This window comes from Streptomyces sp. NPDC002868, from assembly GCF_055563295.1.
The window spans coordinates 53253-65903 of the sequence record NZ_JBVHDR010000002.1 but is presented as its reverse complement, the minus strand read 5'-3'; the positions used below and the strand labels follow the sequence as shown (position 1 = coordinate 65903).

Below are 12651 nucleotides of genomic sequence, written 5' to 3'. Positions count from 1 at the left end.
TGATCTGGAGAATGTCCAGCCTTTTGAGTGGCTAGCCGTCGGACGACTTGCCACTCGAACGTGTAACCCCTGCTGTCGCGCCCGCTCTGACGGCACCTGCGGCGGAGCCGCTGGTGGATGCAGCCTTGGTGCCCCCTGACGGAGCCTCGAATGACTCCAACGCTTCAAGCACGTCCTGGACACGGGAAATCTCCGCCTGAATGTCCTCGCGCCGGCGCACGAGCACATCGAGCTCGCGCTGGCCCTCGGTGACCAGCCGCTCGGCCTCGGCCTCGGCCTCCGCTTTGACCCGCTCGGCCTCGCGGACCAGCTCGGCCTTCTTCTGCTCGGCCTCCTTGAGGAGCCCCTCCGCCTTGCGCACCGCGGCGATGCGGACCTTACTGGCCTCCGAATTGGCATCGGACACCAGCTCCTTGGCCTTCGCCTCGGCCTCGGCCCGCTGTTCCTCGGCGGTCTTCACCAGATGATCGACGCGCTCGCCGGCCGTCTTCATCTGCTCGGCCGTCTCCCGGCGGGCGCGCTCGTGCAGCTCCTCGATCTCGGCCTCGACACGGGTACGCAGCTCCTCGCCGCGCTCCCTTATGGCGGTGGAGTCCCGGCGCGCGCCGACCAGCAGCTCGTCCGCGTCCGTGCGGGCCTTCTCCACCAGGGAGTTGCCCTCCACGGTCGCCTCGGAGACCAGCCGCTCGGCCTCGTTGCGGGCCGCGCCGACCATGGTGTCGGCCTGCTCCTCGGCCTCGGTGGCCGCGCGCAGCGCCTCCTCCTGGGCCTTGTTGATGAGCTGGTCGGCCTGCTCGGCGGCGTCCGCACGACGTTTGGCCGCCGCCTCGCGCGCCTCGTCGAGCGCACGGTCGGCCTCTTCGCGGGCCTTCGCAAGCATCTGCTCGGCCGCCGCCTCCGCGTCCGCCTTGACCTTCTGGGCCTCGGACTTGATGCGCTCGGCGGCCTGCTGGGCCGAGCCCACCGTCTCCGCCGCCTCGGCGCGCAGCCTCTCGGCCTCGCCGCTCGCCTCCGAGATCAGCTGGTCGGCCTGGGCCGCGGCGTCGGCACGGCGCTTGTCGGCGGCCTGGCGCGCCTCGTCCAGGATCTGCTCGCCGTCCGCGCGGATCGCGGCGTGCAGCCGCTCGGCCTCGGCCTCGGCCGCCGCCTTGACCTGCTCGGCGCCGGACAGCGCCTCGGCCGCCTCCCTGCGCAGCCGCTCGCTCTCGCTCGACGCCTCGCCGATCAGCCGGTCGGCCTGGGCGGCGGCGTCCGAGCGGATGCGGTTGGCGTCCTCGCGGGCCTCGGCGCGGGCGCGCGAAGCGTCCTGCTCGGCCGAGGCGAGCACGTCCGTCGCTTCCGTACGCATCCGCTGCGTGTACTCGGCGGTGTCGGCGCGCAGCCGGTCCGACTCGGTGATCGCCTCCCCGACGGTCCGCTCCGCGAGCGCATTGGCCGCGTCGGTCTCCTCCTGGGCCCTGGCCCGCAGCCGGCTCGCGTCCTCCGCCGCCCGCTCCCGCTCGGCATACGCGTCGGCGCGGACCCGGTCCGCCTCTTCCTGCGCCTCGGTCCTGGTGCGGTCGGCAGCGTGCTCGGCGGCCGAGCGCAGCCCGGCGATCTCCTGCTCGGCCTGCTCCTGGAGGCCATTGACCGAGTCCCGTACCTGCTGGGCGGTCTGCTCGGCGGCGGAAACCATTTCGGTGGCGCGGCGGTCGGCCTCCTCGACCAGCCGCTGTGCCTCGGTCTGCGCCTCCTCGACCCGCTTGCGGGCGGAGGCCAGCAGCTCCTCGCTCTGCTCGCGGGCCAGCTCGCGTTCCTGATCCGCCTCGCCACGCGCGGAGTCGAGGATCTCCTCGGCCTCCCGGCGGCGGCGGTTCGCCTCCTCCTGCGCGGCGGCCAGCGCCTCGGCGGCCTCGGTGCCCACGCGTTCGGCGGCGGCCGCGGCTTCCGCGCGCAGCCGGTCGGCGCTGTCCTGCGCCTCGTTCTTGAGCCGCTCCGCCTCGTTGGCCGCGTCGCTGCGCAGCCGTACCGCGACGTTCTCCGCCTCGGCGCGGGTGGTCGACGCGTCCGACGCGGCCTCGGTACGCAGCCGCTCGGCCTCGTGCTCGGCCTGCGCCTGGAGCGTACGGATCCGCTCGGCGGCCTCGGCGCGCTGCCGCTCGGTCTCCTCGGCGGCCTCGCGGCGGATCCGCTCGGCCTCGCCGCGGGAGTCGGCGAGGTTCTGCTCGGCGGCGGCAAGGCGGGACTCGGCCTCGGTGTGCAGCCGGGTCAGCTCTTCGGCGGCCTCGGCCTGGCGTGCCGTGATGCCGCGCTCGGCCTCCTCGCGCAGTACGGCCGCGGCCTGCTCGGCCGCGGACTTGACGCTCTCCGCCTGCTCCTCGGCATCCGCGCGCAGCCGCTCGGCCTCGGCGCGGGTGCGCTCCAGGGTCTCCTCGGCCTGCTTGCGCAGGGTGGTGGCGCGCTCGATCGCCTCGGTGCGGACCCGCTCGCTGTCGCTGCTCGCCGTGGCGCGCATCTCGTCGGCGTCGGCCCGCGCCTTCGTCAGCAGCTCCTCGGCGGTACTGGCCGCCTCCTCGATCTGCTGGACGGCCTCCCGGCGGGCCTCGCCGCGGATCCGCTCACCCTCGGCGACCGCCTCGGCGCGCAGCTGCTCGGCCTCGCCGCGCAGCCGGCGCGCCTCCTCCTGCAGCTCGACGGTCTTGGCGCGGTACTCCTTGGTGTCGTCCTTGGCCGCGCCCTTGAGCTGATCGGCCTGCTCGGCGGCCTCGCCGCGCAGCCGGTCCGCCTCCGCCTCGGCCTCGCGGCGGATCCGCTCGGCCTCCTCGCTCGCCGCGCGCGTGGTGGCCTGGGCGTCGTCGGAGGCCTTGGTCAGGACCTCCTCTGCGGTACGGGCCGCCTTGGCGAGCTGCGCCGCGGAGTCCTCGGCCGCGACCGTACGGGCCTTCTCCCCCGCGGCCGCGACCAGCTTCTCGGCCTCGGCCCGGGCGTCGGCGACCGCCTGCTCGGCCTCCGCCTTGAGCGCCTCGGACTCCTTGGTGGCCTCGCTGACCAGCCGGGCGATCTCCGCCTTGGCGGTACGGGTGCGCTGCTCGTTGACCGACTCGGCGGACGCCAGCTGCTTGGCCGCCGACTCCTTGGCCTCGGTCAGGAGCTTCTCGGACTCCGCGCGGGCCTCGCGCAGCTTCTCTTCGGCCTCCTGGATCCGCTGCTCGGCGGTGCGGCTCAACTCGGCGGCCTGCTGGCGGGCCTGGTCCGACTCGGCGGAGGTGGAGGAGCGCAGCTGCTCGGCGTGGCTGGTGGCCTCCTGCGCCTGGTTGGAGGCGGCGTTCAGCAGGCGTTCGGCGTCCTTGCGGGCGCGCAGCAGGATCGCCTCGGCCTCCCCCCGGGCGGATTCCGCCTCGGAGCCGAGCCGCTGACGGGCCTCCTCGGCGACCCTGGCGGCCTCCGCGCGGGCGGCGGCCAGGGACTGCTCGGCCTCGGCGCGGGACTCGTCGAGGAGCCGGCGGGCCTGTGCCTCGGTGCGGGCACGCAGTTGCTCGGCCCAGGCGACGTTCTCGTTGACGTGCGTCTCGACGGTCTGGCGGCGCTCGGCCAGCTCGTGGTCCAGGCGCTGACGGCGCTGGACCGCCTCGGAGTGCAGCTCGGCCTGGAGGCGGGCCTGGTGCTCGGCGTGCTCCTGGAGGATGCGCTGGGTCTGTGCGCGGACCTCACGCAGCTCGCGCTCGGCGTCGGAGCGCAGCTGGTCGGCCTGGATCTGGGCGTTACGAAGCAGCTGTTCGGCCTGGTAGCCGATGTCGGCGCTGTCGTAGGCAGGACGGGAGGCGAGGTTGCGGCGCGCCTCGTGGAGCTTGGCGCGCAAGACCTCGACCTGGTAACCGAGGTCCTCGGCGTGCTGGACGGCCTTCTCTCGCTCGGTCTTCAGCCGGTCCATCTCGGCTTCGAACCGCGAGAGGTGGTCGTCGTCAGCTCGGTGGCTCTCCTGGCGTTCGTAGCCCCGCACTGCGCGGTCCCATCCGTCCCCTGGTCGCAACTTTCTCCGTACGAGCACCGTTCGCCGGCGAACGGCCCCCCGGGGAATGGTGACAGATCCAACGGAGGGGACGCGGCGCGGCCCCGACCCGGCCCCGGCCCGGAATCGCCCACTCTACCGGGCCGGGAATGCGGAGGTCAGTGCTCCGTTGCAGAGGTGACGAGTTCGGTGAGAACGCCGTGGCAGTCCTTGGGGTGGAGAAAGGTAATACGGGAGCCCATGGAGCCGATACGTGGCTCGTCGTAGAGAACGCGCACACCCTTGTCCCGGATCGACTGTGCGTCACCGTCCACGTCCGCGGTGCCGAAGGCGATGTGGTGGACCCCCTCGCCGTTCTTGGCCAGCCACTTTCCGACCGCGGAGTCCTCGCGGGTCGGCTCCAGGAGCTGGAGGTAGGAGGCGCCGCCGTCGGACGTCTCATTGATCTTGAGCATGGCTTCACGTACGCCCTGCTCCTCGTTGATCTCGGTGTGGAACACCTCGAAGCCGTATGTGGCCCGGTAGAACTCGACAGTCTTGTCGAGGTCGAAGCAGGCGATCCCGATGTGGTCGATTCGCGTCAGCATTCCCCCAGTGCAGCGCCCCGGACCGTGGTTACGCAACGTGCGCGCGATCACACCGGCTGCCCGGTGACCGCAGCACGTACCGCTCAGTACATTTGAGGTAAACCCTCGTTCACTCCTCAGCTTCGCGCTGGAAGGGGATCGTGCCTCATGTCAGGAACGACCGGTAACACCTCAGTGATCGTCGCGGGCGCCCGTACGCCCATGGGACGCCTGCTCGGCTCGCTCAAAACCTTCTCCGGCGCTGATCTCGGCGGCTTCGCCATCAAGGCGGCGCTGGACCGGGCGGGCATCGGCGGTGACCAGGTGCAGTACGTGATCATGGGCCAGGTGCTGCAGGCCGGGGCAGGGCAGATCCCGGCGCGCCAGGCCGCGGTCAAGGCGGGCATCCCGATGAGCGTGCCCGCGCTCACCGTCAACAAGGTCTGTCTCTCCGGGCTGGACGCCATCGCGCTGGCCGACCAGCTGATCCGTGCCGGTGAGTTCGACGTGATCGTCGCAGGCGGCCAGGAGTCCATGACCAACGCGCCGCATCTGCTGCCGAAGTCACGCGAAGGGGTCAAGTACGGCGCGATCGAGATGCTCGACTCGATGGCGCACGACGGCCTCACCGACTCCTTCGAGGGCATCGCCATGGGCGAGTCCACCGAGAACCACAACAAGCGCCTCGGCATCGGCCGGCGCGAGCAGGACGAGATCGCGGCGCTCTCGCACCAGCGGGCCGCGGCCGCTCAGAAGAACGGCATCTTCGAGGCCGAGATCACGCCGGTCGAGGTCCCGCAGCGCAAGGGCGACCCGGTCGTCTGCACCAAGGACGAGGGCATCCGCCCCGAGACCACGGCCGACACGCTCGGCAAGCTGCGGCCCTCGTTCGCCAAGGACGGCACGATCACGGCGGGTTCGTCGTCGCCGATCTCGGACGGCGCGGCGGCGGTCGTGGTGATGAGCAAGGCGAAGGCGCAGGAGCTCGGCCTTCAGTGGATCGCGGAGATCGGCGCCCACGGCAATGTGGCGGGCCCGGACAACTCCCTGCAGTCGCAGCCGTCGAACGCGATCCGCAACGCGATCGGCAAGGAGGGCATCGGCGTCGAGGACCTCGACCTCATCGAGATCAACGAGGCGTTCGGCTCGGTCCTGGTGCAGTCAATGAAGGACCTCGGGGTGTCCCCGGAAAAGGTGAATGTAAACGGCGGCGCGATCGCACTCGGACACCCGATCGGCATGTCCGGCGCGCGGGTGGTGCTCCACCTGGCGCTGGAGCTGAAGCGGCGCGGCGGCGGCGTGGGTGCGGCGGCGCTGTGCGGTGGCGGCGGGCAGGGCGACGCGCTGATCGTGCGTGTCCCGGGCAACGGCAAGTAGGAGCACTCACATGGTGGACGTCCCCCAACTGGTTGCCCAGGCGAGGGAGGGCCGGCCGCGGGCCGTGGCCCGGCTGATCTCACTCGTCGAGGGGGCGTCCCCGCAGCTGCGCGAGGTGATGGCGGCGCTGGCTCCGCTGACCGGCGGGGCTTACGTGATCGGCCTGACCGGCTCACCGGGTGTCGGCAAGTCGACATCCACGTCGGCGCTGGTGACGGCGTACCGGCGGGCCGGGAAGCGGGTCGGCGTCCTGGCCGTCGACCCGTCCTCGCCCTTTTCGGGCGGGGCGCTGCTCGGCGACCGGGTCCGGATGTCGGAGCACGCCTCCGACCCGGGCGTCTACATCCGCTCGATGGCCACGCGCGGGCATCTGGGCGGCCTCGCCTGGGCCGCGCCGCAGGCGATCCGCGTCCTGGACGCGGCCGGCTGCGACGTGATCCTGGTGGAGACGGTGGGCGTCGGCCAGTCCGAGGTCGAGATCGCGGCCCAGGCGGACACGTCGGTCGTCCTTCTCGCCCCCGGGATGGGCGACGGCATCCAGGCGGCGAAGGCGGGCATCCTCGAGATCGGCGATGTGTACGTCGTCAACAAGGCGGACCGGGACGGGGCGGACGCGACGGCCCGCGAGCTGAACCACATGCTGGGCTTGGGCGAGTCCCGCGGCCCTGGCGACTGGCGCCCGCCGATCGTCAAGACGGTCGCGGCACGGGGCGAGGGCATCGACGAGGTGGTCGAGGCGCTGGAGAAGCACCGCGCGTGGATGGAGGAGCACGGCGTGCTCCCCGACCGTCGCGCCCGCCGCGCGGCGGGCGAGGTGGAGACGATCGCTGTGACGGCGCTGCGGGAGCGGATCGGGGACCTGCACGGGGACCGGCGGCTGGGGTCGCTGGCGGAGCGGATAGTGGCGGGGGAGCTGGATCCGTACACGGCGGCGGACGAGCTGGTGGCGGGCCTGACGGAGGGCTGAGGCGACGGGGTTCGCAGGCCCCGGTGCTTCCCGAGGCCGGGGGCGAGCCCCCGGCCTCGCGGCTACCCCGGGTCAGTCGTCGGAGCCCTCGTCGTGGTCGTCCTTGGAGCCCTTGTCGTCCTTGGAGTCCTTCTGGCCGTCCTTGCTGTCGTCCGCGGCGTCCTTGCCGTCGTCGGTGCCGGACAGTGACGCCTGGGCCGTCTTCGCGTCGACCTTCACCTCGTGGTCGCGGTCGTCCTTGGCGTGGACCTCGACCTCCCACCGGCCGTCGAACTCGACCGACGTCACCGTGCCCGGCTGGAGGGCGAGCGCGGCCGCCGCGGCCTGCTGGGCGTCCACCTTGGCCGCGCGCAGGGCCGACCGCTCCATGCGGTCGTCGGCGTCGTCGTCCTGCCCGTCGTCGTCCTTCGCCGCGCGGACCGTGCCCGTCGCCGCGTCGACCCCCAGCTCGTGCTCACGGGCGTCCCTGCCGATGACATCGACCTCCCAACGCCCCTTCGACTCGTCGTCGAGGTCGACGGACTCCACCACACCCGGAGTGTGCTTCAGCGCGGCGGCCGCGGCCTGGGCCGCGGTGAGCTGCGGCGCACCCGCGGCGTTCCCCGTCGTGGCGACGGCGGTGTACGTCCCGCCGCCCACAAGGGCGGCCGCGGCGACCGCTGCGATGACGAGCTTGCGCTTCATGAGGGTTCCTCCCGAGTCGTTCGGTTGCGTCGCGTCGTTCGGCTGCGACGGGACCAATCTGGCTGGGCGATGCTGAAGCGGAGCTGAAGTCACCTGAAGGAATCTTCAGCTTCGGTTTGCGACCCTGAGCGCATGCGTTTGCTGATCGTGGAGGACGAGAAGCGGCTGGCTCTCTCCCTCGCCAAGGGCCTCACGGCCGAGGGTTACGCCGTGGACGTCGTCCACGACGGCCTCGAAGGGCTGCACGCCGCCGCCGAAGGCTGGTACGACCTCCTCGTCCTCGACATCATGCTGCCCGGGATGAACGGCTACCGGGTGTGCTCAACGCTGAGGGCCGCGGGCAACGATCTGCCGATCCTCATGCTCACCGCCAAGGACGGCGAGTACGACGAGGCCGAGGGCCTGGACACCGGCGCCGACGACTATCTGACCAAGCCCTTCTCGTACGTCGTCCTCGTCGCACGGATCAAGGCGCTGCTGCGCCGCCGCGGCCGGTCCGGCGGCTCGCCCGTCGTCACCGTCGGTGAGCTGCGGGTGGAGACCGCCGCCCGCCGGGTGTTCCGGGGTGAGGACGAAGTCGCCCTCACCGCAAAGGAGTTCGCGGTGCTGGAGCAGCTCGCCGTACGCGCCGGCGATGTCGTCAGCAAGCCGCAGATCCTCGAGCACGTCTGGGACTTCGCCTATGACGGCGACCCGAACATCATCGAGGTCTACATCAGCGCCCTGCGCCGCAAACTCGGCGCGGACCGCATCCAGACCGTGCGCGGCGCGGGCTACCGCCTGGTGGCCGCGCCATGAGCTCGGTACGGGCAAGAGCCGCGCTCGGCGCCACCCTCGTCGTGGCCGTCGCCCTGATCGCCGCAGGCTTCGCCGTCCTGCTCGTACTGCGGTCGAACCTCATCGGCCAGACGGACCTCCAGGCCGAGGTCGCCGCCCGCGCGGCGGCCTCGCAGATCGCGCTCGATGTGCCGTACGACAAGCTCGATCTGCCGGACGGCGAGAACCGGCCGGTCCAGATCGTCGACGAGGCCGGGCGCGTGCTCGCCGTGAGCGACGGTCTGGAGGCGATCTCCGGCGCCGGAAGCGGGCAGGTGAAGCCGCAGGCCGACAGCCCGGGCGAGGCAGAGGAGGAGGACGACGACGATCCGCGGCGCGGCGAGGTCTCCGCCGATGAGCCCCGGTTCAGTTCGGGCAGCGCCACCGTGGACGGTGACAGCGCCGCGTACCGCTTCGCCGCCGTCAAGGCGACCACCGGCGCGGACCGCACGGTCACCGTCTATGCCGGCGCGCCGCTCGCCACCGAGGAGGACGCGGTGGGAACGGTGCGCGACGCGATGCTCGTCGGGCTGCCGCTGCTGCTCGCGGTCGTCGGCTCGGTGACCTGGCTGGTGACCCGGCGGGCGCTGAGGCCCGTCGAGGGCATCAGGAGCGAGATGGCGGCGATCACCGCGTCCGAGGACCTCTCCCGGCGCGTCCCGGAGCCCGGCTCGCGTGACGAAGTGGCGCGGCTGGCCCGTACGACCAACGAGACGCTGGCCGCGCTCGAAGCGTCGGTGGAGCGGCAGCGACGCTTCGTCGCGGACGCCTCGCACGAGCTGCGCAGCCCCATCGCCTCGCTGCGGACCCAGCTCGAAGTGGGCGCGGCCCACCCGGAGTTGCTGGACGTCCCGGGCGCGGTGGCGGACACCGTACGACTGCAGCAGCTCGCCGGTGATCTGCTGCTGCTGGCCCGCCTCGACGCGGGGGAGCGGCCGGGGCAGTCCCGGCTCGACCTTGCCGCACTGGTCCGCGAGGAGGCCTCACAGCGATCCGGGGACCGCATCCCGGTGACGGTCACCGCGGCCGGCGGTCTCGAAGTGACGGGCTCGCGCGGCCAGTTGGCGCGCGTGCTGGGCAATCTGCTGGACAACGCGCAGCGCCACGCCCGTACTTTGGTCACCGCATCGGTGCGCAGGGACGGCGACAGCGTGGTGCTGGCGGTCGCCGACGACGGCACGGGTGTGCCGGAGCCGGAACGGGAGCGGATCTTCGAGCGCTTCGTACGCCTCGACGACGCCCGCACCCGGGATGACGGCGGTGCGGGGCTGGGTCTGGCGATCGCCCGAGACGTGGCCCAGCGCCACGGCGGCACGCTCACTGTGAGCCAGGGCCCGCAGGGCGGCGCGCTGTTCGAACTCCGGCTCCCCACAGTCGTGTGAGCTGCCTCTGGGCGGCGCGTTGTTCGGGCTGCGCGTGCCCGCCGCCTGACGGACCGGCCTCCTGCCGTCGCCTACTGCTTGCCGCGCTGCCCGCGCAGATGCTCGGCCACCGGCGACAGCGACTCCCGCAGGTCCGCCAGCGCCTCCGGCGTCAGCAGGTCGATGAAGTGCTTGCGTACGGACGCGACATGATGCGGCGCGACCTTCTGCATCGTCTCCATGCCCTGCTCGGTCAGCACGGCGTACAGCCCGCGCCGGTCCGACTCGCAGTTCTCTCTGCGGACCAGTCCTGCGTTCTCCATGCGGGTGATCTGGTGGGAGAGCCGGCTCTTGGACTGCAGCGTTGCCGCGGCGAGGTCGCTCATCCGCAGCCGCCGCTCTGCCGACTCCGAGAGGTTGACCAGGATCTCGTAGTCGTTGTTGGTCAGGCCGAACGGCTGGAGGTCCTTCTCGAGCTGGTGCATCAGCAGTCGGCTGACGTCCAGGTGGGTGCGCCAGGCGCACTGCTCGTCATCGGTCAGCCAGCGGGTGGCCGTCTCGGTCTCCATATATGGATTCTACCTAAGAAGTTGAAAGACGGACGAAGTCGGGGGGTGTGACGCCTGGCACCCAGCGCGCGAGAAGCCGCACGAGAAGCGATCCGCGCACAAGGGTGCAGGCGTTCGACGTCACACTCCGCAGACTACCGCTCACAGGCCGAAGCGACGCTGGAGGTCCCCCAGCTGACCGGGAAGACGGGGCGTCGCCCCGTGTTGGCCTGGGGCTCCGGCTCCCGCGTGACCACCCGGGACACCCGCCTGCTGCGGCACCGCGCCCGTCGCCGTCTCCGCCATCAGCGCCTCGGTCGACTGCAGCAGCACCGTTCCGGCGCCGACGAACTCGAACTGGTGCTCCTCGCCCGAGGCCCCGCCGATCCCCGTCATCGCCCGGAGGCCGCCCATCACGCCCGTCATATAGCTGTGGTCGTAGTGGTGGCACGGGGAGGGGCAGTCCGCCCAGCCCACCAGCGCCTGCGGATCCACCCGGATCGGCGGCTCCATGAAGACCACCGGACCATTGGACGCGGCCACGAACTTCCCCGTGCCGATCAGCGTCAGGAAGCCCGGCACGATCGACTGCTTCAGCGCCAGGGTCGGCTGGTACGCCAGCAGATTCCCGGACCGGATCGTCAGATTCCCTTCGTCCAGGTCGTACGAATTCACATCGAAGGCGCGGTCGGCGAGCAGCATCTTGCCGCTGCCCTCCGCCACCACCCAGTCGCTCGCGTGCAGCGGCGAGTGGAACGACGTGCGCAGCAGCCGGTCGAGCCGGCCGTGGCCGATGCCGTTGAAGTCGATGCGCCCGTAGTAGGCGATCATCTTCCCCTTCTGCAGGAACCACTGGCTGCCCTTGAGCTCCACGCAGAAGGTGTACGGATTGACGTTCTCGTCGCTCGGCAGCGTCATCGGGTCGAAGACCACAGGACCGGTCACAGCTTCTCCTCCGAGGCCTGTACGTACACCGCGCCACTGCCGCTCAGCTCCAGCTGGAAGGCCTCGCCCGAGCCGCGCCCCACCATGTCGCGCCAACCCAGCGCGGTGGAGAGCTTGTTGCGTACGTCACCGTGGTGCGCGACGTACGCCTGCGGGTCCACATGGACCGCACGCCCCGGCGTGATCGGCAGCTCGATCACACCGCCGTGCGCCATCACCGCCACCGCGCCATGGCCCTTGAGCGTGGTTGTGAAGAGCCCCTGACCGGTCACCTGACCGCGCACCATGCCCATGACCCCGCCCTGCGAGCCCATGAACATCGTGCCCTGCTGCAAGGTCCCGTCGAAGGCGAGCAGCCGGTCCGCCTCGACGTACAGGGTGTCGCCGGTCAGCTGGATCACCTGGATGTGATGGCCGCCGTGGCCGAACATCACCGTGCCGCTGCCCTCGACCGTCATCAGCGGCGTCGCCTCATTGGCCACCCGCCGCCCGATCATCGACGCCAGGCCGCCCTGGCCGCCCTGGATGTTCGGCGTGAACGAAACCTCGCCCTTGTATGCGAGCATCGCCCCGCGCTGGCTGAACATCTTCTGGCCGGGCACGACCGTCGCCTCGACCATCCTGGAATTGATCTCGCGGAACGGCATCAGACGTCGCCCCCGATGGTGTTGCGCTCGCTGGGCTGTACGTAGACGAGTCCGTCGCCCTCGAAGCGGATCTGGAAGGCCTCGCCGCCGCCCTCGCCCAGGATGGTCCTGAAGGTCACGCCGGACTGGAAGTCCTGCCGCAGATTGCCCTGGTGCGCGATGTACGCGCCGGGGTCGACGGACAACGGGTACTGGGGCGTCACCCGCAGCACCACGGCAGCGCCGTCAGACATGATCGCCGCCTGGCCGGTGCCCTCGACGGTGGTGGTGAACAGGCCATTGCCGCTCGCCCCGCCGCGCAGCCCGGTGAAGGTCGTCCCGGTGCGCAGCCCGGCGTCGGTGCAGAGCAGATTGCTCGCCTCTACATAGAGCTTGTCGCCGTGCAGGTTCACCAGATTGATCTCGGACGCGCGATCGGCGAAGTAGCAGGTGCCCTGCCCCTTCACTTCCATCACGGTCATCTGCTCGCCGGTGATGCGGCGGGTGACCATCCCGCGGATGCCCTCACCGCCGCCGGACATCTTCTTGAAGGCCATCTGGCCGTCGTAGGCGACCATCGAGCCGTTTTTCGCTTTGACGGCGTCGCCGGTCATGTCGACGGCGAGCACCTTGCTGCCTTGGAGTCGGAACGTTGCCACGCAGTGACGTTAGCTGGTGGTTCCGCCCCGGAACAGGTCCTCAAGGAGGATCCCGACCCTGACACTGCGTGTTTCCGGGGACACCCCGGACCCCGCCCGGCGAAGTGGGCTGCC

General features: G+C 71.4%; 11 protein-coding genes. 4 read left to right on the top strand and 7 right to left on the bottom strand.

Features of this window, described 5'->3' with window-relative positions:
• Nucleotides 1-31: 31 nt before the first annotated feature.
• Together scy and mce are read right to left on the bottom strand one after the other, a co-directional pair.
• Nucleotides 32-3979: a polarized growth protein Scy gene (gene scy, locus ACZ3H8_RS06160; RefSeq protein WP_467398125.1), complete on the bottom strand. Its 3948-nt coding sequence runs from the start codon at nucleotides 3977-3979 to the stop codon at nucleotides 32-34.
• A gap of 167 nt (nucleotides 3980-4146) precedes the next feature.
• Entirely contained in the window at nucleotides 4147-4575 is a 429-nt protein-coding gene (mce, locus tag ACZ3H8_RS06155; protein ID WP_215092821.1) for a methylmalonyl-CoA epimerase, read from the bottom strand.
• Between the two features lie 147 nt (nucleotides 4576-4722).
• Between mce and ACZ3H8_RS06150 the strand changes: the two genes are divergently transcribed.
• Nucleotides 4723-5931 (top strand): acetyl-CoA C-acetyltransferase, encoded by a 1209-nt coding sequence (locus ACZ3H8_RS06150; protein ID WP_467398121.1) that lies wholly within the window; start codon nucleotides 4723-4725, stop codon nucleotides 5929-5931.
• Between the two features lie 10 nt (nucleotides 5932-5941).
• Nucleotides 5942-6898 carry a methylmalonyl Co-A mutase-associated GTPase MeaB gene (gene meaB, locus ACZ3H8_RS06145; protein WP_398984376.1) on the top strand — a complete coding sequence of 319 codons (957 nt, stop codon included), beginning with the start codon at nucleotides 5942-5944 and terminating at the stop codon, nucleotides 6896-6898.
• Between the two features lie 72 nt (nucleotides 6899-6970).
• On the opposite strand, the gene ACZ3H8_RS06140 is transcribed toward meaB, so the two are convergent.
• On the bottom strand, nucleotides 6971-7582 hold the full coding sequence (locus tag ACZ3H8_RS06140; RefSeq protein WP_467398117.1) for a PepSY domain-containing protein: 612 nt from the start codon (nucleotides 7580-7582) through the stop codon (nucleotides 6971-6973).
• A gap of 132 nt (nucleotides 7583-7714) precedes the next feature.
• Here ACZ3H8_RS06140 and ACZ3H8_RS06135 point away from each other — a divergent pair, with 132 nt between their 5' ends.
• Both ACZ3H8_RS06135 and ACZ3H8_RS06130 read left to right on the top strand, forming a co-directional pair.
• Nucleotides 7715-8380, top strand: a complete 666-nt coding sequence (locus ACZ3H8_RS06135; RefSeq protein ID WP_467398115.1) for a response regulator transcription factor — start codon at nucleotides 7715-7717, stop codon at nucleotides 8378-8380.
• On the top strand, nucleotides 8377-9780 hold the full coding sequence (locus tag ACZ3H8_RS06130; RefSeq protein ID WP_467398112.1) for a sensor histidine kinase: 1404 nt from the start codon (nucleotides 8377-8379) through the stop codon (nucleotides 9778-9780). Before ACZ3H8_RS06135 ends, ACZ3H8_RS06130 begins: the two co-directional genes overlap by 4 nt.
• A gap of 71 nt (nucleotides 9781-9851) precedes the next feature.
• Here the strand turns inward: ACZ3H8_RS06130 and ACZ3H8_RS06125 are convergent, their stop codons facing one another.
• The 4 genes from ACZ3H8_RS06125 to ACZ3H8_RS06110 all read right to left on the bottom strand — a co-directional run bounded on the left by ACZ3H8_RS06125 (nucleotide 9852) and on the right by ACZ3H8_RS06110 (nucleotide 12537).
• Entirely contained in the window at nucleotides 9852-10328 is a 477-nt protein-coding gene (locus ACZ3H8_RS06125) for a MarR family winged helix-turn-helix transcriptional regulator (protein WP_398984378.1), read from the bottom strand.
• A 141-nt stretch (nucleotides 10329-10469) separates the two neighbouring features.
• Nucleotides 10470-11225, bottom strand: a complete 756-nt coding sequence (locus ACZ3H8_RS06120) for an AIM24 family protein (protein WP_467399912.1) — start codon at nucleotides 11223-11225, stop codon at nucleotides 10470-10472.
• A 23-nt stretch (nucleotides 11226-11248) separates the two neighbouring features.
• Nucleotides 11249-11899, bottom strand: coding sequence for an AIM24 family protein (locus tag ACZ3H8_RS06115; RefSeq protein WP_307661040.1), 651 nt, complete (start codon nucleotides 11897-11899; stop codon nucleotides 11249-11251).
• Nucleotides 11899-12537 carry an AIM24 family protein gene (locus ACZ3H8_RS06110; RefSeq protein ID WP_356226151.1) on the bottom strand — a complete coding sequence of 213 codons (639 nt, stop codon included), beginning with the start codon at nucleotides 12535-12537 and terminating at the stop codon, nucleotides 11899-11901. Before ACZ3H8_RS06110 ends, ACZ3H8_RS06115 begins: the two co-directional genes overlap by 1 nt.
• Between the last annotated feature and the right edge of the window lie 114 nt (nucleotides 12538-12651).